Origin of the sequence: Streptomyces vilmorinianum (assembly GCF_005517195.1) — a bacterium.
Taxonomy (GTDB): Bacteria; Actinomycetota; Actinomycetes; order Streptomycetales; family Streptomycetaceae; genus Streptomyces; species Streptomyces vilmorinianum.
The window spans coordinates 6,002,202-6,025,745 of the sequence record NZ_CP040244.1 but is presented as its reverse complement, the minus strand read 5'-3'; the positions used below and the strand labels follow the sequence as shown (position 1 = coordinate 6,025,745).

Annotated in this window: 17 protein-coding genes; 8 read left to right on the top strand and 9 right to left on the bottom strand. The window is 71.2% G+C overall.

What is annotated here, in order from left to right; genetic code table 11:
- Positions 1 to 75: 75 nt before the first annotated feature.
- Complete coding sequence (treS, locus tag FDM97_RS27840) at positions 76 to 1,803, bottom strand: maltose alpha-D-glucosyltransferase (protein WP_137993258.1); 1,728 nt, start codon at positions 1,801 to 1,803, stop codon at positions 76 to 78.
- The gene (locus FDM97_RS27835; protein ID WP_137993257.1) at positions 1,800 to 3,827 is read right to left on the bottom strand and encodes an alpha-1,4-glucan--maltose-1-phosphate maltosyltransferase; all 2,028 of its coding nucleotides are present in this window, start codon (positions 3,825 to 3,827) and stop codon (positions 1,800 to 1,802) included. Before FDM97_RS27835 ends, treS begins: the two co-directional genes overlap by 4 nt.
- 568 nt (positions 3,828 to 4,395) lie before the next feature.
- Between FDM97_RS27835 and FDM97_RS27830 the strand changes: the two genes are divergently transcribed.
- The gene (locus FDM97_RS27830) at positions 4,396 to 4,677 is read left to right on the top strand and encodes a hypothetical protein (RefSeq protein WP_254705779.1); all 282 of its coding nucleotides are present in this window, start codon (positions 4,396 to 4,398) and stop codon (positions 4,675 to 4,677) included.
- Positions 4,678 to 5,486: 809 nt separating this feature from the next.
- On the top strand, positions 5,487 to 6,311 hold the full coding sequence (locus FDM97_RS36050; RefSeq protein WP_175439257.1) for a hypothetical protein: 825 nt from the start codon (positions 5,487 to 5,489) through the stop codon (positions 6,309 to 6,311).
- A gap of 122 nt (positions 6,312 to 6,433) precedes the next feature.
- On the opposite strand, the gene FDM97_RS27815 is transcribed toward FDM97_RS36050, so the two are convergent.
- Together FDM97_RS27815 and FDM97_RS27805 are read right to left on the bottom strand one after the other, a co-directional pair.
- The gene (locus FDM97_RS27815) at positions 6,434 to 6,868 is read right to left on the bottom strand and encodes an SMI1/KNR4 family protein (RefSeq protein ID WP_137993254.1); all 435 of its coding nucleotides are present in this window, start codon (positions 6,866 to 6,868) and stop codon (positions 6,434 to 6,436) included.
- Between the two features lie 469 nt (positions 6,869 to 7,337).
- Positions 7,338 to 7,640, bottom strand: a complete 303-nt coding sequence (locus tag FDM97_RS27805) for a hypothetical protein (RefSeq protein WP_137993253.1) — start codon at positions 7,638 to 7,640, stop codon at positions 7,338 to 7,340.
- A 122-nt stretch (positions 7,641 to 7,762) separates the two neighbouring features.
- Here FDM97_RS27805 and FDM97_RS27800 point away from each other — a divergent pair, with 122 nt between their 5' ends.
- The 5 genes from FDM97_RS27800 to FDM97_RS27780 all read left to right on the top strand — a co-directional run bounded on the left by FDM97_RS27800 (position 7,763) and on the right by FDM97_RS27780 (position 14,080).
- Positions 7,763 to 7,963, top strand: a complete 201-nt coding sequence (locus FDM97_RS27800; RefSeq protein WP_254705972.1) for a GntR family transcriptional regulator — start codon at positions 7,763 to 7,765, stop codon at positions 7,961 to 7,963.
- 670 nt (positions 7,964 to 8,633) lie between these two features.
- On the top strand, positions 8,634 to 9,764 hold the full coding sequence (locus FDM97_RS27795) for a monodechloroaminopyrrolnitrin synthase PrnB family protein (protein ID WP_254705778.1): 1,131 nt from the start codon (positions 8,634 to 8,636) through the stop codon (positions 9,762 to 9,764).
- Positions 9,761 to 10,018, top strand: coding sequence for a hypothetical protein (locus FDM97_RS27790; protein ID WP_137993251.1), 258 nt, complete (start codon positions 9,761 to 9,763; stop codon positions 10,016 to 10,018). The genes FDM97_RS27795 and FDM97_RS27790 overlap by 4 nt, the downstream gene beginning before the upstream one ends.
- A 140-nt stretch (positions 10,019 to 10,158) precedes the next feature.
- The gene (gene glgP / locus FDM97_RS27785) at positions 10,159 to 12,711 is read left to right on the top strand and encodes an alpha-glucan family phosphorylase (RefSeq protein ID WP_137993250.1); all 2,553 of its coding nucleotides are present in this window, start codon (positions 10,159 to 10,161) and stop codon (positions 12,709 to 12,711) included.
- A 124-nt stretch (positions 12,712 to 12,835) separates the two neighbouring features.
- On the top strand, positions 12,836 to 14,080 hold the full coding sequence (locus FDM97_RS27780; protein WP_137993249.1) for an alginate lyase family protein: 1,245 nt from the start codon (positions 12,836 to 12,838) through the stop codon (positions 14,078 to 14,080).
- 361 nt (positions 14,081 to 14,441) lie between these two features.
- Here FDM97_RS27780 and FDM97_RS27775 read toward each other — a convergent pair whose 3' ends face one another.
- The 5 genes from FDM97_RS27775 to FDM97_RS27755 form a co-directional block, all read right to left on the bottom strand.
- Complete coding sequence (locus FDM97_RS27775; protein ID WP_254705777.1) at positions 14,442 to 15,416, bottom strand: sensor histidine kinase; 975 nt, start codon at positions 15,414 to 15,416, stop codon at positions 14,442 to 14,444.
- A gap of 105 nt (positions 15,417 to 15,521) precedes the next feature.
- Entirely contained in the window at positions 15,522 to 17,561 is a 2,040-nt protein-coding gene (locus FDM97_RS27770) for a M4 family metallopeptidase (protein ID WP_137993248.1), read from the bottom strand.
- A gap of 182 nt (positions 17,562 to 17,743) precedes the next feature.
- Entirely contained in the window at positions 17,744 to 18,133 is a 390-nt protein-coding gene (locus FDM97_RS27765; RefSeq protein WP_137993247.1) for a TetR/AcrR family transcriptional regulator C-terminal domain-containing protein, read from the bottom strand.
- Positions 18,134 to 18,322: 189 nt separating this feature from the next.
- Positions 18,323 to 20,341, bottom strand: a complete 2,019-nt coding sequence (locus FDM97_RS27760; protein ID WP_254705776.1) for an ABC transporter ATP-binding protein — start codon at positions 20,339 to 20,341, stop codon at positions 18,323 to 18,325.
- Positions 20,338 to 22,110, bottom strand: coding sequence for an ABC transporter ATP-binding protein (locus FDM97_RS27755; RefSeq protein ID WP_137993246.1), 1,773 nt, complete (start codon positions 22,108 to 22,110; stop codon positions 20,338 to 20,340). Before FDM97_RS27755 ends, FDM97_RS27760 begins: the two co-directional genes overlap by 4 nt.
- A gap of 192 nt (positions 22,111 to 22,302) precedes the next feature.
- On the opposite strand from FDM97_RS27755, the gene FDM97_RS27750 reads away from it, so the two are divergent.
- Positions 22,303 to 23,544, top strand: coding sequence for a hypothetical protein (locus FDM97_RS27750; RefSeq protein WP_175439255.1), 1,242 nt, complete (start codon positions 22,303 to 22,305; stop codon positions 23,542 to 23,544).

Here is a 23,544-nt window from a genome sequence, read left to right as displayed (position 1 = left end):
CAGTGCCCAGGGTGGCGCGGGGGAAACCCGCCCCACCCCGAACAGTTCACTGATGGTCCGTCAGCAGGCCCTCGGTCAGCGCGGCTTCTGCCGGCTCTTCTTCAGGCGGAACCAGTAGAAGCCGTGGCCCGCCAGGGTCAGCAGATACGGCCACTGACCGATCGCCGGGAACCGCACCTGGCCGATCAGCTCCACCGGGTGCATCCCGTCGAACTGCCGCAGATCCAGCTCCGTCGGCTGCGCGAAGCGCGAGAAGTTGTTCACGCACAGCACCAGGTCGGCGTCCAGTCCCTCCTCAGGGGGGGACTCCCGGAGAAAGGCGAGCACCGCCGGATTGGACGAGGGCAGTTCCGTGTACGAGCCGAGCCCGAAGGCGCGGTTCTGCTTACGGATCTCGATCATCCGCTTCGTCCAGTGGAGCAGCGAGGACGGCGAGGCCATCCCCGACTCCACATTGGTGACCTGGTAGCCGTGGACCGGGTCCATGATGGCCGGCAGCGTGAGCCGGCCCGGGTCGCAGGACGAGAAGCCCGCGTTCCGGTCAGGCGTCCACTGCATCGGGGTCCGCACCCCGTCCCGGTCACCGAGCCAGATGTTGTCGCCCATCCCGATCTCGTCGCCGTAGTACAGCACCGGCGAACCGGGCAGCGAGAAGAGCAGCGCGGTGAACAGCTCCATCTGCTTGCGGTCGTTGTCGAGCAGCGGGGCGAGCCGCCTGCGGATGCCGATGTTGGCCCGCATCCGGGGATCCTTGGCGTACTCCGCGTACATGTAGTCGCGCTCTTCGTCCGTGACCATCTCGAGCGTCAGCTCGTCGTGGTTGCGCAGGAAGATGCCCCACTGGCAGCGGTCCGGGATGGCCGGGGTCTTGGCCAGGATCTCCGAGACCGGGGTGCGCGACTCCCGCCGTACCGCCATGAAGATCCGCGGCATCACCGGGAAGTGGAACGCCATGTGGCACTCGTCGCCGCCCGAGGCGAAGTCGCCGAAGTAGTCGACGACGTCCTCCGGCCACTGGTTCGCCTCGGCGAGCAGCACCGTGTCCGGGTAGTGGTCGTCGATCTCCTTGCGGACCCGCTTGAGGAAGGCGTGGGTGGCCGGGAGGTTCTCGCAGTTGGTCCCCTCCTGCTGGTACAGATACGGCACCGCGTCGAGCCGGAAGCCGTCGATGCCGAGATCCAGCCAGAACTTCAGCGCCGAGAGGATCTCCTCCTGCACCGCCGGGTTCTCGTAGTTGAGATCGGGCTGGTGCGAGAAGAACCGGTGCCAGTAGTACTGCTTGCGCACCGGGTCGAAGGTCCAGTTCGACGTCTCCGTGTCGACGAAGATGATCCGGGCGTCCTGGAACTGCTTGTCGTCGTCGGCCCAGACGTAGTAGTCCCCGTACGGCCCGTCGGGGTTCTCGCGCGACTCCTGGAACCACGGGTGGGCATCGCTCGTGTGGTTCATGACGAAGTCGATGATCACGCGCATCCCGCGCTGGTGCGCCGCGTCCACGAACTCCACGAAGTCGGCGAGGTCGCCGAACTCCGGCAGCACGGAGGTGTAGTCGGCGACGTCGTAGCCGCCGTCCCGCAGCGGGGACTTGAAGAAGGGCGGCAGCCACAGGCAGTCGACGCCCAGCCACTGCAGATAGTCCAGCCTGGACGTGATGCCCTTGAGATCGCCTACGCCGTCCCCGTTGCTGTCCTGGAAGGACCTGACGAGCACTTCGTAGAAGACGGCCCGCTTGAACCAGTCCGGGTCACGGTCCTTGGCGGGCGTGTCCTCGAAGGTGTCGGGGACGGGTTCGTTGACAGTCATGATGTGGGTGACCCTCCGATCGGCGGGGACGGTCGCAGGGCACTGTGCTCATCCGGGGGACAACCCCCGGACCCCCGGCAAACGAGGATGTGCGCGGGCGTGACGCCCGGCTCGAGGCGCACATAGTTGGCCCTGCCCCAGTGATAGGTCTCGCCGGTGAGCTCGTCGCGCACCGGTACGGTCTCGTGCCAGTCGAGGCCGAGTTCCGGCATGTTCAACGAGACCGTGGCCTCCTGGGTGTGGTGAGGGTCGAGGTTGGCGACCACCAGAACGGTGTTCGAGCCCGACCGCTTGCTGTACGCGATCACCGCGTCGTTGTCGGTGGTGTGGAAGCTGAGGTTCCGCAGTCTGCGGAGCGCCGGGTGCCGGCGCCTGACGCGGTTGAGCGTGGTGATCAGGGGCGCGATCGAGGCGCCCGTACGCTCCGCCGACTCCCAGTCGCGGGGCCGGAGTTGGTACTTCTCCGAGTCCAGGTACTCCTCGCTGCCGTCACGCAGAGGGGTGCCCTCGCAGAGCTCGTAGCCGGCGTACATGCCCCAGGAGGGCGAGAGGGTGGCGGCGAGCACCGCCCGCACCTCGAACGCCGGCCGTCCGCCGGTCTGGAGGTAGGCGTGCAGGATGTCGGGGGTGTTCACGAAGAAGTTCGGCCGCATGAGCGCGGCCGCTTCCCCCGACAGCTCCGTGAGGTACTCCGTCAGCTCGTCCTTGGTGTTGCGCCAGGTGAAGTACGTGTACGACTGCTGGAAGCCGATCGCGCCCAGCGCGCGCATCATCGCGGGCCGGGTGAACGCCTCCGCCAGGAAGATCACGTCCGGGTCCGCCCGGTTGATCTCGCCGATCACCCGCTCCCAGAACACGACCGGCTTGGTGTGCGGGTTGTCGACGCGGAAGATCCGTACACCGTGGTCCATCCAGTGCCGCAGGATCCGTACCGTCTCGGCGACGATCCCGTCCATGTCCTTGTCGAACGCGACGGGATAGATGTCCTGGTACTTCTTCGGCGGGTTCTCGGCGTAGGCGATCGAGCCGTCGGGCCGGTGGTGGAACCACTCCGGGTGCTTCTCCACCCACGGGTGGTCCGGCGAGCACTGCAACGCGAAGTCCAGCGCGATCTCCAGGCGCAGCTCGCGGGCGCGCGCGACGAACGCGTCGAAGTCCTCGATCGTGCCCAGATCCGGGTGGACCGCGTCGTGGCCGCCCTCCGGCGAGCCGATCGCCCACGGCACGCCGACGTCGTTCGGGCTCGCCGAGAGCGCGTTGTTGGGGCCCTTGCGGTGGGTGATGCCGATGGGGTGGATCGGCGGGAGGTAGACGACGTCGAAGCCCATCGCGGCGATGGCCGGCAGCCGCTCGGCGGCGGTACGGAAGGTCCCCGGCTTCGTCCTGCCCCGGACCTTCCGCACGCCCTCGGAGCGCGGGAAGAACTCGTACCAGGACCCGAACAGCGCCCGCTCGCGCTCCACCTGGAGCGGCAACGCGGGGGAGGAGCTGACCAGTTCGCGCAGCGGGTGGCGGTCCAGGGTCTCGGTGACCCGCGGGGCGAGCGCCGCCGCGAGACGGGCCGCGGCCGGACGGGACTCGTCGCGCAGCGCGTCCGCCGCGGCCAGCACGGCCTCCCGGCCGCCGCCCTTCTTCGGGACGCCCTTCGCCGCCCGCTCGTGCAGTTCGGCGCCCTCGGCGAGGACGAGTTCGGAGTCGATCCCCGCCGGGATCTTGATCTTCGCGGTGTGCCGCCAGGTTGTCAGCGGGTCACTCCACGCCTCGACCGTGTACGTCCACAGCCCCTCGGCGTCCGGCGTGACCTCCGCGCCCCACCGGTCCGTACCGGGGGCCAGCTCACGCATCGGGGTCCAGGGGCCGGGCCGGCCCGAAGGGCCGCGCAGGACGACATTGGCGGCGACGGCGTCGTGGCCCTCGCGGAAGACGGTGGCCGTCACCTCGAAGGACTCCCCGGCCACCGCCTTCGCGGGGCGGCGGCCGCAGTCGACCAGAGGGCGGACATCCAGTACGGGAATTCGTCCCATGAGCGGATTCACAGCATCACCTGAGGGGGTACGGGGGTGCGGGTGGTGGTGCGCTCTTTGTAGCTCCGTCGACGGCTGGCGGGTTGCGGGCATGGCCGCTCCTGTCCGCGTTCACTCGGATGGCGGGTCTACGGGGGTGTACCGGGGGAGCCTTCCCCCACGAATCGGGTGGGCAATCCGGCGCTTTGTTAACTACTCGGGCGTAGTCGTCCGGGCAAGCGCCCCGCACCCACAAGAAACCGGCCCCGTCCTTGTAGGACGGGGCCGGTACTCGAACGACCGTGCTGATCAGCCCCGGTTGGCGGGCGACCGCTCCTCCGCGTCCCCCGACCGCATCCGCCACGGCGGACGCGTCACCCACGCGTCCACCGGCGCCGCCCTCACCGCGAGCACCTCCGTCGACACACCGTCGTCCGCCGCCCCTGGACGGGGCGAGGAGACATTTTCCTGATCCGGCTGGCGACTCTGGCCGGGGCCCACCCTGGAGGACACGATGAGCACACAGCCATTCCACGGCAGGGAGCTGATCCCTCGTCCCGAGCGCACTCCACACGGGCTGAGACTCGCTATGGCGCGCGTCGCCCCGCATCGCCTGACGGAGATGGAAAAGGCCCAGGAAGAGGCGTTCGAGTTCGCTGCCGAGACGGGCAAGATCGGCCACATCCACCAGTGGGTCACGTACTGGGCGGCACAGGTCGAGATCGAACGGCGCCCTGACCTTTTGCTGCGACACGACCGGGCGCTTGAGGCCGTGCACCGGATGACGAACCGAGAGAATCCGGCTTTCCGCCCCGCCATGGACGAACTGCGCGACGTGGACGACGAGGCCGCACGGCCGGGGTCCGAGTGACCTGGAGATGGGAGTACGACCCCCGGCGAGGAGTACGTCACCGGCAGGTGCTCCGCCGGCGTTCGTCGCCGAGGTCGAGAAGAGAGCCGAGGAGTTGGCCAGCGCCGCTGAAGCCTTCTACCTCGACGGCACCGCGTATGAGGAGATGGGGCCCAGAGGGGAGACGGCCCGTGTGCCCCACGGGATGTTCCCTCTACCTCATCGTTCCGCGCAGCGAACGCGTCTACATCCGACAGGTGACGTGGATCTGACCCGGCGTGCCGCCCCGCTCCTCCGGGGACGGGATGTTTCCTCTCGCTTCCGAGTCCTTCCATGGGAAGCCGACTTGGGGGCGAGCGCGACGCCCTCCTGAGCGGGCTGCTGAAGCCCCCCGCCTCACCGGCGTCTTCGACAACTGGTGGGCGCGTCCGCGTTACCAGCGGCAGCGCGCCGGCCGGCCAGGCACGTTCCGGCAGGATGCCTGGCGGAGCGGGACACATGCGAGGAATCCCCGGAGGCTTCGGTGCTCCAGGGATTCGTCTCACGAGCGTGGTTGAGGTCCGTTACACCGCCCAGCAGCCGGGGACCGGATGACGCACGCTTTCTCGAACGTGGGTGTGTGGTCTATAGAGACGATTCTGACTGGAGTTTTCCTTGGAGGTGCCGTCGTCGTCGGAGGGGTAGTCGTTGGCGGTGGCGTGGCCGCGGGCACGGTGGTCGTCGGCGGCACGACGCTTTACGAACTCGCGGCATAGTTCTTGTCCTCCGTCCGGCTCATGTCGGCCGGAGGTTAGGCTGTGCAGGAGATCACCCGAGGAAGGGGCCCGGGCATGAGTTTGCGGGCCATCGCAACGTTCGACGCCCTCACCAGCGGCGGGGTCGGGAACGGGCTCGCTTCGTGGTACGAGGCTGCCCTCTCGGGGCCACTGAGGGATCTTGTCGAACAGGAGCGGCAGGGGACTGCTTTCACTTTGGCGAACTCGCGTGCCGATGAGCGAGCCGTGGAACGGGAATACCAGCCTCTATTCACGGGGTGGGCGACCATGCGCCAGGAGCTACTGCTCGAGCCCGCGCTGGCCCACGTCCTCTTCATGCGAAGGCCTCTAGGCCGGCCCTTCGTCCACCTCCGCAGCGCGAACATCGGCAGCCGCGGGCCGAACATGGGGGCACAGCTCCTACTCGGCGACAGAATGGGCATGCCCGACGACCCCGTGTTCTGCGCCGACGCCGTGGAGTTCCTTGTTGCCGCGCTGGACGCCGCGAACCCGGCCTTTGCGTGGATGGGCGTCGACGCACCGGCCACCGACGACACCAATCTCGACTGCGTGCTCAACCGCCGGGTCCGCGACTCGGTGTGTGAGGCGAGGAACCTGCTCCGGGGCTACTCCTGGACGACGGTGTGCCCCGAGGAACTGTTGAGGACGCTCGGCGGCCCCGACGCGCTGGCCGCATCCGGCGCGTTCCACCGAGTTATCCCTCTCTCAGGCGGCGGTGTCGTGCTTCAGGCAACGCCCACAGTCGCTGACTACGCCGATGACGCCGTTCACAGGGTGTTCCTGGCCCTGCGCGATGTACTCCCGCCTGGGATGCCACAGTTCGATCCCGCCCACCCAGAGTTGCGCTACTTTCCCGCCGACGCCTCCTCTAGCACGTAGCCCATGCTTCTCACTCGGGCGTAGCCCCTGCGCAGGGAGCCGCGGAGGTGATCGAAACTGCCCTGGCGGAGTGAACGTGACAACTCAGTCCGATCCCCGAACGCCTTCGTCGTGATCCTTCTCTACGGATACCAGTCGTCGCCACCCTCGGAGAGTGAACAGCCCAGGTACTCCCTCAGGTCTCCTGCCACCCACCAGCGACTGTCGGTCTCGTGCTCCCAGACGAAGATGTCCGGGCGCTGGCGTGTCTGAATGAACGCGAACTGGTCCCCGCCCCCGTTGTCCCCGAAGAAGAGAAGAGCGTCGAAGGGCATATACCGCTGGGCAAAGGACCTATCAGAGCGAAAGAAGAGGTTTCGCTCGGTAATCCGTTCGACTGGCCACACGGTGTTCACTGCGGTATGCCCGATGATCCCGTCACTGTCCAGGAGCAGCTGCCTCAGCTCGGCAGGCAGACCGCGTCCGAGACGGCGCTCTGCGTCAGCGAGGGTCACCGCCTGCGCAGGACTCCGGAACCCTGCCCCAGGACAGACCTCAAGGGCCGCTTCTCTCCACATGATCCGAAGACTACTCAGCGGCCAGCTGCCTCCTGAATGAAGCTACCCGGCCGCGCCATAAGCCGGGACCGCAGCCTGCCAGTCGGATACCTCCGCCCGCCTGCACCGACATCACGAGTTCAGCTTCAGTATTCGCCTACTTGTCGTCGGTGCCAGCCGGTCTCGAGGAGGTCGAGGGCGCCGAGTAAGGGAGGGAAATGCGGGGCGCAGTCGGGGCAGGCGTAGACGTTGAAGCCTGGGCCGGAGGCCTGGTGGACCTCGGAGACGGTGATGGGGGTCGCCGTGATGCGGGCGCAGCGCACGCACATGCGCGCCGGTTTGCGGGAGCCGGGCGGCGGGGTGGTGGTTGCGCACGTGGGGCATGCGTCGCGCTGCCATTTACCGGCGGCCGTGCCGGTCGTGACCGTGGTCAGGGGGCTCGTGAACGTCCCGCATGCCTCGCATGTGGTGGGCGGAGGTGTCGTGTCCATCAGGCCACCCCCAGCGTGTCCAGGTTGATGTCGAAGTCCGCCGCCAGTACCAGGGCGAGGCGTCGCTGGAGTTGGCGCGCCTGCCGTTCGTGTGCGAGGAGGTACGGCCGGACCATGGCCGTTTCGTCGGCGTCCAGCGGCTCATCGAGTCCGTATGGGGGACGGGGAGTGCGAGGTCGCGCCTGGTCCGGGGGCTGGATCGCAGGGCGGAACGCGATCGTGCGTGTCAGATGCCGGTTGCCGGCACTCGTCACGAGCACCAGCCTCACCCATAGGACGAGGGCGCGGATAGGGTCTTTCACGACGGTCTGCTCCATTCGGATCGGCCGCGTCCCGGGAGGTCTGGCCACCTCGCCGGGGCTCTTCTGTGCTCGGGAGCCTCTCTCGCCTGATGTGCGATGGTCTGCCTAGCGTGGCAATCGTGATGGACTTTGCCCCCGACCAGCCCCGATGGCGCCAGGTCGCCGCCGTGCTCCGGCAGCGCATCGCTGATGGCACGTACGCGCCCGGGACGCGTATTCCCTCGGTGATCCAGCTTCAGGAGGAGTTCGGTATCGCCGGTGCCACCGGTCAGAAGGTGCATCGCGCCCTGCGCGAGGAGGGGCTCATCGTCGTCGCGAAGTAGTCCGGCACCCGGGCGCCGCCGCGTCCGAATGGTGCAAGTGCCGCGCGAACGCCATGCGGCTGGACGGTTGTTCATTGCCGGTGTGTGTCCCGTGTCGTGAACGTTCGGTTCTGGCTCCCCGGGCGGGACGCCTCCTTCGCCGGTCTCCCTGACCTCGCCCACGACTCCAGGGCACGCCCGTTCTCGTTTCGGGCTGCGTGCGCCCGGCGTACAAGGATTGTGTGAAGGCGAATTATAGCTTCCCGCGGCCGTACCCCGACTCCACGGTGGCCAGAGCGGCCAGCTTCGCCGCCGCGCCCGGGGGGTACCACCCGTACCGAAGTGGCCACCACGGCGGCCCGGACCGGCGGGTTTCGGACCCGGTCCGGTCGGTGGCGGGGGCTTCGGCGCGTTCGGCGCGGGGAGCTCCGTACGCTTGCTGCTGCCTACGCCCACAACGGCGCCGCCACGCCGGGGCGAGTGGCTGAACCACGGTGACCACGTAGACCCCGGCGAGTGAGCCGAAGGGGTGCGCGGGCGTCGACAGGGAGAACGCGCGTAGGTCCCGGGGAACGCGGGGCCCGAGCGGGGGCACCTCCCACGCCCTTCGGGCGTAGGGGGAGTTCGACCGGCGATGTCCGCACACAGCGCCCCGGAGGCGAGCCCGCCCCCGACCAGAAGGGGCATTCCGTTGGCCCTGTACGACCTTGTCGCGCCCCGGCTCGAAGAATGCGGTGACCCGCGCTACCGCACAGCCGACATACGCGCCGCCGACCCGCTCGGCGCCGACGCCCTGCTCGCCGCGCTGCCCGCCATGAACGCCGGCGCCGATGTGCCCGCGCTCACGGTGGCCCTGCGCACCCTCGTCCCGGACCTGGACCGGGCCGCCGAGTGGAGCGTGGTCGACGCGCTCGCCGCGATGCGCGACCTCGGCATCCTGCTCGGCTCGCTGAAACGTCACGGCACCGAGCCCGTCGCCGCCGTCCCCGAGATCCTCCCGGTCCTCGAACTCCTCAGCCGCCGCACCGACATGGTGCCCCGCGACACCGTGCACCACTACACGATCTGGAACCCGACCGGCTCGCGCCGGCGGATGTACACCGGACACCCCATGGAGGCCCACCTCCAAGAGGCCGTCCGGATGGCGTTCCCCGGCCTCGTCGCCGCCCTCGACACCTGCTCCCGGCTGGCCAGGCTCGAACCGTACGACCCCGGCTTCGCGGTCGCCCTCGACCGCATCGCCCACCACCTCCAGTCGATGGTCGACTCCATCGACTTCACGATCGCCCGCGTCACCCCGGAGTTCTTCGCGCTGACCCTGCGCCCGTACTTCGAGGACATCGACGTCGCCGGGCGCGCCTACCTCGGTCCCGCCGCCACCCAGGTCCCGCTCTGGCCGGTCGATCTGACGCTCTGGCAGTGCGACCGCTCGGCCCCCGCGTACGACGCGTTCCTCGCCGACTCCGTCCCGTACAGCCTGCCGTCCTGGCGGGACTTCCACGCCCGGCACGCCGGCGGCGTCTCCGCCGTCAGCAAGCTCTCGGCGGCCGTCAGCTGGGAGACCGTCGAGCGGCTGCCTCTGCAACTGGCCGCCTCCGCCCACGCGCTCGGCCGGGTCCTCAAGATCCTCAGGACCTTCCGCGCCCGCCATATCGGCCTGGCCCGCAAGGCCGCCTACCGGGACGACCTGCGGCTGTACGAGGCGGGCAGCGGCGGCGCCCCGGTCGCCCTGCTGCGCTCGGTCCTCGATCTGACCCGGGACAACGAGACGATGGTGTACCGCGCGACGGGCGGCACTCGTCAGAGGGCCGGGACCCGATGACCAGCCACGACCGGCCCGGAGCCCCGTACGGCAGAGAGCTCCTCCACATCGTCGTCGCCGCCGGCGGCATCGCGGGCCTCACCGCCGGGCTCCAGCTCGCGGGGCCGCACGTCGTCATCGAGCCGGCGCACCGGCCCCGCCAGGTGATTACCGCCCCCGACCCGGCCGGCGGCGCCTGCGACCCGGCCGTCGTCAACCAGGGCTCCCCGTACGGGGGAACCCGCGACGAGCCGTCCCCCGGCGCGCCGCGCTGACGCCCCTCCCGGGCCGCGGCACGACCCCCGCGCGCCGTGGCCCGGGAGGGCGGGGTGGCATACCTTCGGGGGATGTACCGCCGGGATGCACAGCGTGGTGCGTCCGCTCCGCTCCGTACTCCCCTGCGAAGGTGGAACACGTGAAGGCAATCCGTCGATTCACCGTGCGCCCCGTCCTCCCCGACACCCTTCGACCTCTCACCACACTGGCGCGGAACCTGCGCTGGTCCTGGCACGAGCCGACCCGCGAGCTCTTCGACGCCGTCGACCCCGCCCAGGGCCGGACCTCCGACCCCGTCCGGCTGCTCGGCTCCGTCTCCGCCGCCCGCCTCGCCGCCCTCGCCGCCGACCAGGAGTTCCTGGCCCGGCTGCGCGCCGCGGCCGAGGACCTCGACCACTATCTGCACGCCCCCCGCTGGTACCAGGAGCAGAGCGGGGACCTGCCCGCGTCCGTCGCGTACTTCTCGCCCGAGTTCGGGGTCACCGCCGCCCTGCCGCAGTATTCGGGCGGCCTCGGCATCCTGGCCGGCGACCATCTCAAGGCCGCGAGCGACCTCGGCGTCCCGCTCGTCGGCGTCGGCCTGCTCTACCGGCACGGCTACTTCCGCCAGTCCCTCTCCCGCGAGGGCTGGCAGCAGGAGCACTACCCCGTCCTCGACCCCGGCGAGCTGCCCGTGACCCAGCTCCGCGAGAACGACGGCACACCCGCCCGGGTCACCCTCGCCCTGCCCGGCGGCCGCAGTCTGCACGCCCACATCTGGACCGCGCAGGTCGGCCGCGTACCGCTGCTGATGCTCGACTCCGACGTCGAGGAGAACGCGCCCGCCGAACGCGAGGTCACCGACCGGCTGTACGGCGGCGGCAGCGAGCACCGGCTGCTCCAGGAGATGCTCCTCGGCATCGGGGGCGTCCGCGCCGTACGCACCTTCTGCCGGCTCACCGGCACCCCCGCGCCCGAGGTCTTCCACACCAACGAGGGCCACGCCGGCTTCCTCGGCCTCGAACGCATCCGCGAGCTCCAGGAGCGGGGCGGGCTCGACTTCGGCGCCGCCCTGGAGACCGTCCGCGCCGGGACCGTCTTCACCACCCACACGCCCGTCCCCGCCGGCATCGACCGCTTCGAGCGGAGCCTCGTCGCCCGTCACCTCGGCGAGGACGCGGAGCTCCCCGGTGTCGACACCGGCCGCATCCTCGCCCTCGGCGACGAGACCCCGCTCGGCGGCGAACCCGGGCTCTTCAACATGGCCGCCATGGGCCTGCGCCTCGCGCAGCGCGCCAACGGCGTCTCCACCCTCCACGGGGCCGTCAGCCGCGAGATGTTCGCCGGCCTGTGGCCCGGCTTCGACCCGGACGAGGTGCCGATCACCTCCGTCACCAACGGCGTCCACGCGCCGACGTGGACCGCGCCCGAGGCCGCCCGCGGCGCGGAGGGGGCCGACGACCGGCAGCTGTGGGAGCTGCGGCGGACCCTGCGCGAACAGCTGGTGACCGAGGTACGGGAACGGCTGCGGGCCTCCTGGCGCCAGCGCGGGGCCGGAGCCGCCGAACTCGGCTGGACCGACTCCGTACTCGACCCGGACGTGCTCACCATCGGGTTCGCCCGCCGGGTCCCTTCGTACAAGCGGCTCACGCTGATGCTGCGCGACCCCGACCGGCTGCGGGCGCTGCTGCTGCACCCGGAGCGGCCCGTCCAGCTCGTCGTGGCCGGCAAGGCGCACCCCGCCGACCACGGCGGGAAGCGGCTGGTGCAGGAGCTGGTGCGGTTCGCCGACGACCCGCGGGTGCGGCACCGGATCGTCTTCCTGCCCGACTACGGCATGGCCATGGCGCGCACGCTGTACCCCGGTTGCGACGTCTGGCTCAACAACCCGCTGCGCCCCCTGGAGGCCTGCGGGACCAGCGGGATGAAGGCCGCCCTGAACGGCTGTCTCAACCTCTCCGTCCTGGACGGCTGGTGGGACGAGTGGTTCGAGCCGGACTTCGGCTGGGCCATCCCCACCGCCGACGGGGCGGCGACGGACGAGGAGCGCCGCGACGATCTGGAGGCGGCGGCGCTCTACGAGCTGATCGAGCGCCGGGTCGCGCCCCGCTTCTACGACCGGGGCGAGGACGGGGTGCCGGCCCGCTGGACCGAGATGGTCCGCCGGACCCTGACCGACCTCGGGCCGAAGGTGCTCGCCGACCGCATGGTGGGCGAGTACGTGGAGCGGCTGTACGCCCCGGCGGCCCTGGCCCACCGGGCCCTGGTCCCGGACACCGCGCGGGACCTGGCGGACTGGAAGTCCCGGGTGCGGGGCGCCTGGCCCAAGGTCGCCATCGACCACATCCAGATCGGCGAGCTCGGCGAGGACCTGGCGGACGCGGAGCTCGGCACGACGACGGCGGTACGGGTGCGGGTGACGCTCGGCGAGCTGCGCCCGGACGACGTGGAGGTGCAGGCGCTGGCCGGCCGGGTCAGCCCCGACGACGCCCTCGTGGACGCGCGGGTGTGCGCCCTGAAGCCGGCGGGCGGCCCGGACCTGGAGGGCCGTTGGCCCTATGAGGGCTCGCTGGTCCTGGACCGTACGGGACCCTTCGGCTGCACGGTCCGTGTGCTGCCCTCCCACCCGCTGCTCGCCTCGGCGGCCGAGCTGGGCCTGGTGACGCTGCCGGTGGAGGCGACGGGGGAGGGGGCGGGCGTTCTGATGCGCTGACAGCCGGCGAAAGGTATGGACCAGGGCCTTGACGTGTCCATGGGGTGCCTCTAAGTTCCACGCTCGACGCGGAGTTCATTCCTCCGCCCGTCGTTCACATACAGGAACGGAAGGCACCCCCCACATGCGCCTCAGAGCCCTGGTCCACACCCTCGTCCTCGCCCTGGCGGCGGCCGTCGCCGTCACTGTCGTCCCGACGGCCGCCGCCGGACCCGCCGCCGGACCCGCCGCCGGACCCGCGGCCGGACCCGCGGCCGGACCCCGACAAGCCGCCGCCCCCGCGACCTTCACCCACCCCGGCGTCCTCGTGTCCCGGCCCCAGCTCGACTTCGTACGGTCGAAGGTCCAGGCAGGGGCGCAGCCCTGGAAGGCCGCGTACGACCAGATGATGGCGAGCTCGTACGCCTCGCTGACCCGCGCGCCCAAGCCCCGCGAGATCGTCGAGTGCGGCTCCTCCTCCAACCCCAACTACGGCTGCACGGACGAGCGGCAGGACGCGGTCGCCGCCTACACCCAGGCCCTCGCCTGGTACATCACCCGCGACGCCCGGCACGCTCGGAAGGCGATCGAGATCATGGACGCCTGGTCGGCCGTGATCAAGGACCACACCAACACCAACGCACCGCTCCAGACCGGCTGGGCGGGCGCCTCCTGGCCGCGGGCCGCCGAGATCATCAAGTACACCTACACCGGGGGCTGGCCCGACTCCGGCCGCTTCGCGACGATGCTGCGCACCGTCTACCTCCCCGAGATCATCAACGGCGCCGCCACCAAGAACGGCAACTGGGAACTCATCATGACCGAGGCCGCGCTCGGCATCGCCGTCCACCTGGAGGACCGGGCCGCCTACGACAAGGCCGTCTCGACCTACCTCGGCCGAGTCCCCGCGTACGTCTACCTGGCCACCGACGGCTCCACCCCCAAGCCGCCGCCGAACAGCAGCATCGACACCCGCGACGAGATCGTGAAGTACTGGCAGGGCCAGACCACCTTCGTCGACGGCCTCTCCCAGGAGACCTGCCGGGACTTCGGCCACACCGGCTGGGGCCTCGCCGCCGCCGTCCACACCGCCGAGACCAGCCGCATCCAGGGCGCCGACCTCTACCCCCAGGTCTCGGAGCGGCTGCGGCACGCGCTCGGCTTCCACACGAAGTACGAGAACGGCACGGCCGTCCCGTCCTGGCTGTGCGGCGGCACGGTGAAGCCCGGCCTCGGCAGGGTCACCGAGGTCGGCTACAACGCCCTGCACGGCCGCATGGGGATCTCCATGACGAACACGGGCATCTACACCGAGGCGCACCGGCCCTCAGGGACGGACAACTACTTCGTGTCCTGGGAGACCCTGACCCACGCCCAGAACCCGAACTGACGCCCTCTCACCCCACCTGCGCCTTGTCGGCGAGCCGCCCGTCATCCTCACCCGGTAGTACAGACACCGGTCCATGCCGGGCGGCTCCGGCGGGGCTCCGGCGGGGCTCCGGCGGGCGGCCCGTCCAGGGGATGCGGAGGAAGCCGTACGGCGTCGGCGGTGAGCGGCTCGCCGACGCGCAGGGCGTCGTAGTCGTCCCGGTCCAGGAAGGACCGGGACTGCGTCCACAGCCAGAACACCAGCATCACCAGACCGAGCGCGGCGACCAGCGCGAGCCCGCGGCGCACCTCCCGCGTGGCCCGGTCCCGTTCCCGTACGGAGGTGGGCGCGGCGGGCGGCGCGGCGGTGGCCGCACCGGGCCTCAGCGGCAGGACCGCCCGTACGGTGAACCCGCCGTCGCCGTCCGGCCCGTGGGACAGCCGGCCTCGGCGAGCCGCACCCGCTCGTCCAGGCCGACGAGGCCGGTGCCGCCGCCCGGGACCGGGGCGCCACCGGTACCCGCGCCGTTGACCACCATCACCGTGAGGGTGTCGGCTCCGGTCCGCTCCACCACGACGCGGACGGCCGCGCCCGGCGCGTGCCTCGCCGCGTTGGCGAGGGACTCCTGCACGATCCGGTGGGCTGCCCGGTCGACCACCGGCGGGACCTCGGCGCGCGTACCGCCGGTCGTCAGCTCCACCCGCAGCCCCGAGGCGCGAGCCCGCTCCACCACCTCCTCGACGGTCTCCCCGGCCGGGGTCGTCGGGGTGCCGGGCTCCTCCTCGCCCGCGCGCAGCACGCCGATGATGTCCCGCAGCCGGTCCGTGGCGCCGCCGGCCGCCCTGCGCAGCTCCCCGGCCGCCGCCTGCTGCCGGGCGCCCAGCTCCGGATCGACCTCCAGGGCCGCCGCCCGCAGAGCGATCAGGGCGAGGTCGTGGCCGAGCGAGTCGTGCATGTCGCCCGCGGTCCTGGACCGTTCGCGCAGCCGCTCCCGGTCGGCGACGGCGGCCTGCTCGCGCTCCATGCGCTCGGCCAGCTCCCAGCCCGCCCGGACGAGCCGCGCGTACTGGCGTACGTACCGGCCCGTGAGCCAGGGCGCGACGATGGCGAGCGCGAGGACCAGGACGACGGTGAAGCCCTGGGAGACGTTCCCGTCCGCCAGCGGGACGAGACCGAAGCCGGCCGCCGCCACGAGCGCGAACAGCGCCGGCGCGGCCCGGGTGTGCTCCTGCCGCCGCCCGGCGAGATAGCCGAAGACGGCCAGCGCGAGCGTGTACGCCGGGGTGTACAGCTCCGGCGAGGTGGCGAGGTGGCGAGGCTCAGCGCGACCGCGAGGGCGAGCGAGACCAGCGGCCAAGGAGCGGCAGAAGGCCACGCCCGGACGCCCGGACGCCCGGAGGGAACGAGTCCCTCCGGGCGTCCGTCCTGCCGCTGCTGTCGTCTTGCGTCTTGCGTACGGGGCTTACGGGAACGTCAGCTTGAAGCTGTTGATGTAGCCGGTGTCGTACGCGGCCTTGTCCTGGACCCGCAGCTTCCAGGCGCCGTTGGCGACCTCGCTGGAGGCGTTGACCGTGTAGGTGGCCTTCACGTTGTCGGCCGAGTCGGAGGACGAGAACGGCTTGAGGTTGTAGACCGAGCCGTCGGGGGCCACGAGGTCGACGACCAGGTCACCGCGCCAGGTGTGGATGATGTCCACGCCCACCGCGAGGTTGGTCGGCGCGTTGCCGGTGACACCGGTGACGTTGACCGTGGAGGTCACCGCGGCGCCGTTGTCCGGGATGGACACGTCGGCCGTGTTCTCGAAGACCTTGCCGGTGCCGGGGTCACCGCCGCCGGGACGGGAGCCCACGTTGACGCCGGCCCAGGCGTGCTCGACGGCCTTCACCTCGGCGCTGCCGGCGCCGTACAGCTCGGTGGCCACCGCGACCGTACCCGTACGGGCACCGGCGTAGTTGGTGTTCGAGCTGAACTTGGTGGTGAGCGCCTTGAACCAGATCAGCGAGGCCTTGTCGCGGCCGATGCCGGTGACGGGCAGGCCGTCGGAGGTCGGCGAGTCGTACGTGACGCCGTTGACGGTCTTGACGCCGCTGCCCTCGGAGAGCAGGTAGTACCAGTGGTTCGCCGGGCCCGAGGAGTAGTGGACGTCGATCGAGCCGATGCCCGAGTACCACGCGTCCTTGGAGTTGCCGTCCTTGCTCGGCTTGTCCATGTAGCGCAGCGGGGTGCCGTTGCCGCGGATGTCGATCTTCTCGCCGACGAGGTAGTCGCCCTTGTCCGTGGCGTTGTTGGCGTAGAACTCGACGGCCGCCGCGAAGATGTCCGAGGTGGCCTCGTTGAGGCCGCCCGACTCCCCGCTGTAGACCAGGCCGGCGGTGTTGGACGTGAGGCCGTGCGTCATCTCGTGCGCGGCCACGTCGATCGAGGTGAGCGGCTTGGTGTTGTTCGAGCCGTCGCCGTACGTCATGCAGAAGCAGGAGTCGGACCAGAAGGCGTTGACGTACGCGTTGCCGTAGTGGACCCGGGAGTACGGAGCGACACCGTCGCCGCGGATTCCGTTCCGGCCGTGCACGTTCTTGTAGTAGTCCCAGGTGAGCGCGGCGCCGTAGTGCGCGTCGGCGCCCGCGGTCTCCAGGTTCTGCGGGGTGCCGTCGCCCCACACGTCGTCGGAGCCGGAGAAGAGTGTTCCGGTGCCGGACGTACCGCGGTTGAGGTTGTACGTCTTGTGGTTGCCGCGGGCGGCGTCGGTCAGCGTGTACGGGCCGCTGCCGCTCGTGCCGAGGGTCACCTGGCCGCTGTACTGGGTGTTGCCGGTGCCGGTCTCGATGGCCTGCCACTCGTACAGCTTGGCGCCGGTCTTCGCGTCGGTGACGACGTGCAGCTCGTTCGGGGTGCCGTCGTGCTGGATGCCGCCGACGACGGTCTCGTACGCGAGGACGGGCGCGCCCTGGGCCATCCAGACGACCTTGCGCGGGGCGCGGTCGGCCTTGGTCTTCTCGGAGCCCTCCGCGGTGGCGGCGTTCAGCGCCTGCTTCTCGGCGGCGGCCGGGGTGACGTCGGCGTCGGTGTCGACGTTCTTGAGCTCGGCGCGGGAGGCCTTGGTGACGCCCTGCGTCGTGCCGGCCTTGGTCTCGGCGACGATCAGGTCGCCGCCCAGGACGGGGAGCCCGGCGTAGGTGCGCTCGTAACGCGTGTGGGTCGTGCCGTCGCGGTCCTGGACCACGTCACGGACGACGAGCTTCTCCTGGGCACCGAGCCCGAGTTCCTTGGCGGTCGCCGCCTTGTCGGCCTCGGCCGCGCGTATCAGCGCGGTGCGCTGGGCGGGGGAGAGGTCGGCCGGCAGCTTGCCCGGGTTGACCTTGCCCGCGGCCGGGGCCGCGGGTGCGGCGGTCCAGGGATCGTCCGCCGCGGTGGCGGCACCGGACTGGACACCGACCGCGAGCATGGCGGCGGCAGCGATCAGAGCGCCGGTCGCGGTGGCGCGACGGCTGGGCGTGGATCTCACGCAGACTCCTTTGCGAGGGGGGTACCGGCGGACTGGGTGGGCCCACCGGGCAGAGCAAACAGAGCTGTGGAGCACGAACTCTCATACGAGTCGGGGAGAGAGTGGCAGCAGCGACCGGTATCTGTCAGGAGCGCGTCAATAAGTTGGCCGGAAATCGTCCGGTGCCCGAAAGGTCGTGTTCGTTAACCGGACGTTTCGCCGATCATGACCGCGATGCCGTCCAGCGTTCCGAGGAGCCCGAACTCGAAGAGGGGCTCGAGATCGAGGTCGAACTCCTCGCCCTCGCTCAGGCTGCTGAGCAGCGGGTACGCGCCCCCACCCTGGATCGCGTCGTAGCGTGGCTCGTTCCGCTCCATCCACTCGCCGTCCGAGATCCCCGAGTCCTGCCGGGCCTGCTCCTCCAAGTCGTCGGCCATGGCCACTCCTTGGACATAGGCGGAGATCACCGGATGCGTGGCCTCGTACACCGCCGCGATGCCTGCCACGGCCCCGGCGGCGGCCCGTGAGACCCTCGGCGGCGCGGCGGCGACGGGCGATCCGGAGGTCCTGGCCGCGGCACGCGGCGCGTTCACTGACGCGCTGAACGGGGCAGCGATAGGGGCGGCGACGGTCATGCTGGCGGCAGCGCTCCTGTCCTCGGCGCTGCTGCGGGGCAGCAGGGCGCCACGGGCTGAACGGCCCTTGAACGGGCGCCGCTCTTGTGACTGTTGTGCCCACCCGTCCCTCCGGGACGATTGCCCACAACAGTCACAGGAGGGCTCTCAGCCCACCAGGCTGTCCCGCCACGCGCGGTGGAGGCCCGCGAAGCGGCCCTCGCCGGCCACGAGCGCGGCGGGCGGGCCGTCCTCCACGATCCGGCCGCGTTCCATCACCAGGACCCGGTCCGCGATCTCCACCGTCGACAGCCGGTGCGCGATCACCACCGCGGTCCGCCCCGCGAGGACCGTGTCCATCGCCCGCTGCACCGCCCGTTCCCCCGGCACGTCGAGGGAGCTCGTCGCCTCGTCCAGGATGAGGACCGCCGGGTCCGCGAGCAGGGCGCGGGCGAAGGCCACCAACTGCCGCTGGCCCGCCGAGATCCGCCCGCCCCGCTTGCGTACGTCCGTGTCGTACCCGTCCGGAAGCCCCGCGATGAAGTCGTGCGCGCCGATCGCCTTCGCCGCGTGCTCGATCTCCGCCCGCGTCGCGTCCGGCCGCCCGATCGCGATGTTCTCTGCGACCGTCCCCGAGAACAGGAACGCCTCCTGGGTCACCATCACCACGCCACGGCGCAGTTCGGGCGTCGCGAGCTCCCGGACGTCGACCCCGTCGAGCCGCACCCGCCCCTCGGTCGGGTCGTAGAAGCGGGCCAGGAGCTTGGCGAGCGTCGACTTGCCCGCACCCGTCGAGCCGACCACCGCGACCGTCTGCCCCGCCGGGATGGTCAGGTCGAAGCGCGGCAGCACCTCGCCACCGGTCCGGTACGCGAACCGCACGCCCTCGAAGACGACCTCACGCCCCGGCGTCCCGGACCGCGCCGCCGGCAGCTCACGTGGGGCGGCCGCCTCCGGGACACCGGGCTCCTGGGCCAGCAGACCCGCGATCTTGCCCAGTGAAGCAGCCGCGGACTGGTACGAGTTGAGGAACATGCCGAGCCGGTCGATCGGGTCGTAGAGCCGCCGCATGTACAGCACCGCCGCCGCGAGCACACCGAGCGCCAGCGTCCCCTCGGCCACCCGGTACGCGCCCCACAGACACATCCCGGCCACGGCCGTGTTCGCGACGAGCCGTGAGCCGACGACATAGCGCGCCATCTCCAACAGCGCGTCGCCGTTGCTGCGTTCGTGCCGGTGGTTGAGGGCCGCGAACTCGGCGTCGTTGGCCCGCTCCCTGCGGAACGCCCGCACCGGCCGGATCCCGTTCATCGTCTCCGCGAACTTCACGATCACACCCGCGATGGCCGTGGACCGCTCGGCGAAGACGACGGCCGCGCGCCGCTGGTAGATCCGTACGAGCAGATACAGCGGTACGAAGGAGGCGACGGCGACCGCGCCGATGCCGAGATCCAGCCAGAGCAGCATCGCGGCGATGTACACGAAGGCCAGGACGACCCCGATCAGCTCCTGCAGCCCCTCGGAGAGCAGCTCGCGCAGGGACTCCACGTCCGTGGTGGACCGCGAGATGAGCCGGCCGGAGGTGTACCGCTCGTGGAAGTCCACGCTGAGCGCCTGGGCGTGCCGGAAGATCCGGCCGCGCAGGTCGAGCAGCACGTCCTGGTTGATACGGGCGGCGCCGCGGACGAAGGCGTACTGGAGGAGTCCGGAGGCCGCCGCGCAGACGAGGTAGCCGACGGCGACGGCCACGACGGGTCCGTAGTCGCCGTCCCGGAAGGCGGGCACGCCGCGGTCGATGGCGTACGCGACGAGCAGCGGACCGGCCTGCACGGCGCCCTGCTGGAGCAGCAGCACGAGCGCGGCGACGGCCACGCGCGCGCGGTGCACGGAGAGCAGCGACCGCAGCAGCGCTCCGGTGGCCCCGGCGGGCGCGGGCAGATCGTCCCGGTCGAACGGGTCACCGCCCGCCCCGGCCTCCGTCCGGGCACCGACCCCCGCCTCGGCCTCCGCCTCGGCCTCCGCCTCGGCCTCCGCCTCGGCCTCCGCCTCGGCCTCCGCCCCGGCCTCCGTCCGGGCACCGACCCCCGCCTCGGTCCCGCCCCCGCTCCCGCTCCCGCCCCCGGCCTCCGCCTCGCTCCTGCCCTCGGCCTCGGCCTCAGCCTTGTCCGTCGTCGTCGGATCGGTCATCGGTCCTCGTTCCCCTCGCCCGACATCAGCCAGGCGTACTCCGCGTTGGTCCGCAGCAGTTCGTGGTGGGTGCCCACGGCCGCGATCCGGCCTCCCGACAGCAGCGCGACCCGGTCCGCGAGCATCACCGTCGACGGGCGGTGCGCCACCACCAGGGCGGTCGTCTCGCGCAGGACCTCGCGCAGCGCCGCCTCCACCAGCGCCTCGGTGTGGACGTCCAGCGCCGAGAGCGGGTCGTCGAGGACCAGGAAGCGGGGGCGGCCGACGACCGCGCGGGCCAGCGCGAGGCGCTGGCGCTGCCCGCCGGAGAGGCTCAGGCCCTGCTCGCCGACCTGCGTGGCCGTGCCCTCGGGGAGCGCCGCCACGAAGCCGTCCGCCTGGGCCACGCCCAGCGCGCGCCGCAGCTCGGGCTCGCCCGCCCCGTCCGTCGCGCCCATCAGGACGTTCTCGCCGACGCTCGCCGAGAAGAGCGTCGGCTCCTCGAAGGCCACCGACACCAGCTCGCGCAGCCGTTCGCGCTCCATGAGCGTGATGTCCTCGCCGTCCAGCAGGATGCGCCCGCCGGTCGCCTCGTGCAGCCGCGGTACGAGGGCGGTGAGCGTCGTCTTGCCGGAACCGGTCCCGCCGACCAGGGCGAGGGTCTCGCCGGGCCGGATGTGCAGATCGACGCGGTCGAGTACGGGCGGGGCGTCGGCGGCCGCGTCCGGGTACCGGAACGAGACGTTCTCGAACCGCACCCCGTCCGGGGACCCCGGTTCGACCGACGGCGGGCCCGGCGTCTCCTCAGGCTCGTCCATCACCTCGAAGTACCGCTCGGTCGCCGTCGCCGCCTCCTGGCTCATCGCGAGCAGGAAGCCGATCGACTCCACCGGCCAGCGCAGCGCGAGGGCCGTCGACAGGAAGGCGACGAGCGTGCCCGCCGACAGCCTGCCGTCGGCGACCTGGACGGTGCCGAGCACGAGTGCCGCGCCGATCGCCAGCTCGGGAATGATCGTGATGAGCGCCCAGATCCCGGCGAGCAGCCGGGCCTTGCCCAGCTCCGTCGAGCGCAGCCGCCGGGCCAGTTCCCGGAAGGCGAGCGCCTGGCTGCGGTGGCGGCCGAAGCCCTTGACGATCCGGATGCCGAGGACGCTCTCCTCGACCACGGTCGTCAGATCGCCGACCTGGTCCTGGGCGCGCCGGGCGACGACCGCGTACTTCGTCTCGAAGAGCGAGCACAGGATCACCAGCGGGACGACGGGCGTGAGCAACACCAGCCCCAGCGTCCAGTCCTGGCCGAGCAGCAGGACGAAACCGGCCAGGATCGTCACGCCGTTGACCAGCAAGAACGTCAGAGGGAAGGCGAGGAACATCCGCAGCAGCATCAGATCGGTGGTGCCGCGCGACAGCAGCTGCCCGGAGGCCCACCGGTCGTGGAAGGCGATCGGCAACCGCTGCAGACGCCGGTACAGATCGGCTCGCATCCGCGCCTCGACCCCGGCCAGCGGCCGGGCCACCAGCCACCGCCGGAACCCGAAGAGGACCGCTTCCGCGATCCCGAGCAGCAGCAGATACAGCGCCCCGAGCCACACACCGCCGGGGTCACCCGCGGCGACCGGCCCGTCCACCATCCACTTCAGCACGAGCGGAATGACGAGCGACAGACACGAGGCGACGATCGCCACCACGGCGGCGGTGAACAACCGCCCCCGCACCGGGCGCACAGAGGGCCACAGGCGCAGCAGGGTCCGTACGGCAGACTTCTTGGCGACTACATCTTCTCCGGGCATCACGAGCGAGCCTACGGTTCACCACTGACATCCCTCATCCGGTTTTCCTCCCCACGAAACCTCGACGCCGGCCCCGGGTCGTCCCCCCGCGCCGTCGCGACGGCGTACGACCGCGGCACCCTGGGGCGCGGCTGACCTCGGCGTAGACGTAAGATCCCCGCCTACATGTGACACATGAGGGTGGGGATCATCGTGAGGCTCAAGGGAGTCCACAGAGCGGCCGTGGCCGTCGTACCGCTGCTGGGGTTGGTGGCCTGTCAGTCCGGTGGCGGCGCGAGCGGCACGGCCGAGCCGGCCGCCGAGTCCGTGTACGACAAGAAGCTCGCCGATCAGCTCCGCGCCTCCCGCAAGGCCACCGAGGAGAGCGGCTCGGCCCGCTTCACCTTAACGCTCACCTACCGGACGAAGCACGGCACCGCCGAGGACCGGACGACGGGCGCGCAGGACTACGGCAAGAAGACCGCTGACGCCGTGCGCACCGTCACCGTGCCGCGCGAGGTCTCCCAGGAGACGGCGGCGCTGCTCGGCGGGCGCCCGGGAGACCGCGTCCAGCAGACCTTCGAGGTGACCGGCAACACCGTCGCCTACCGGACCGAGCGAGGGGGCTGGCTGCGCTACACCTCGTCCGGCTCCCTGGCGTTCACCGAGAAGGCCGGAGCCGTCCTGAGCCGCTCCGGCGACCGGGTTCCCTACGGCGGCACCCTCGCCGACGTCGTCGCCGGGGCCGACGACCCGAAGAAGCAGCCCGCCGTGGACCAGGACGGCAACCGCCGCTACGAGGTGGTCGCCGCCGCGCGCAGGGCCGCGGAGGTGTTCCCCGGAGACCTCGGCGTGTCCGTCCTCACCGGCAAGGGCCAGTCGGGCGCGATCCCCCTGACGATCCGCCTCGACAAGGAGGGCCGTCTCACCGAGGCGACCGCCGACTACGCCCCCGTACTTTCCGCCCTCCACAAGGACGGCGTGCTGAAGGACGTCACCGAACTGCGCGCCGCCTACACGCTGACGGACTTCGGCAAGGCCGCACCACAGCAGACCGCGTCCGCCGCCGCGGGCACCGTGGACGCCGAGAAGGCGCTCACCCCGCTCCATGACGTGAAGCCGGGCACCTGCGCCTCCCAGGACACCGGGCTCGGCTCCGCGTCCCTGGTCCGGGTCATTGGCTGCGCCGGCCGCTTCGACCTGCGCGTCTTCGGCCAGGTCACGGTCGACAAGACGACCAAGGCCGAGCTGACCTACGAGGACGGCTACACGGAGGCACGGAACAAGTGCCGCTCGGCGTTCGGGAAGGCGCCCTCCGCGTGGACCGCGAAGGCCGAGCCCCGTGACACCTTCCTGATCGACGGGGACCCGAACCTGTCCATGTCCTACAGCCCCGGTGGTGACAACAGGATCTCCGGCGACTTCACCTGCTACGTCACCACCGCCAGGTCCTGA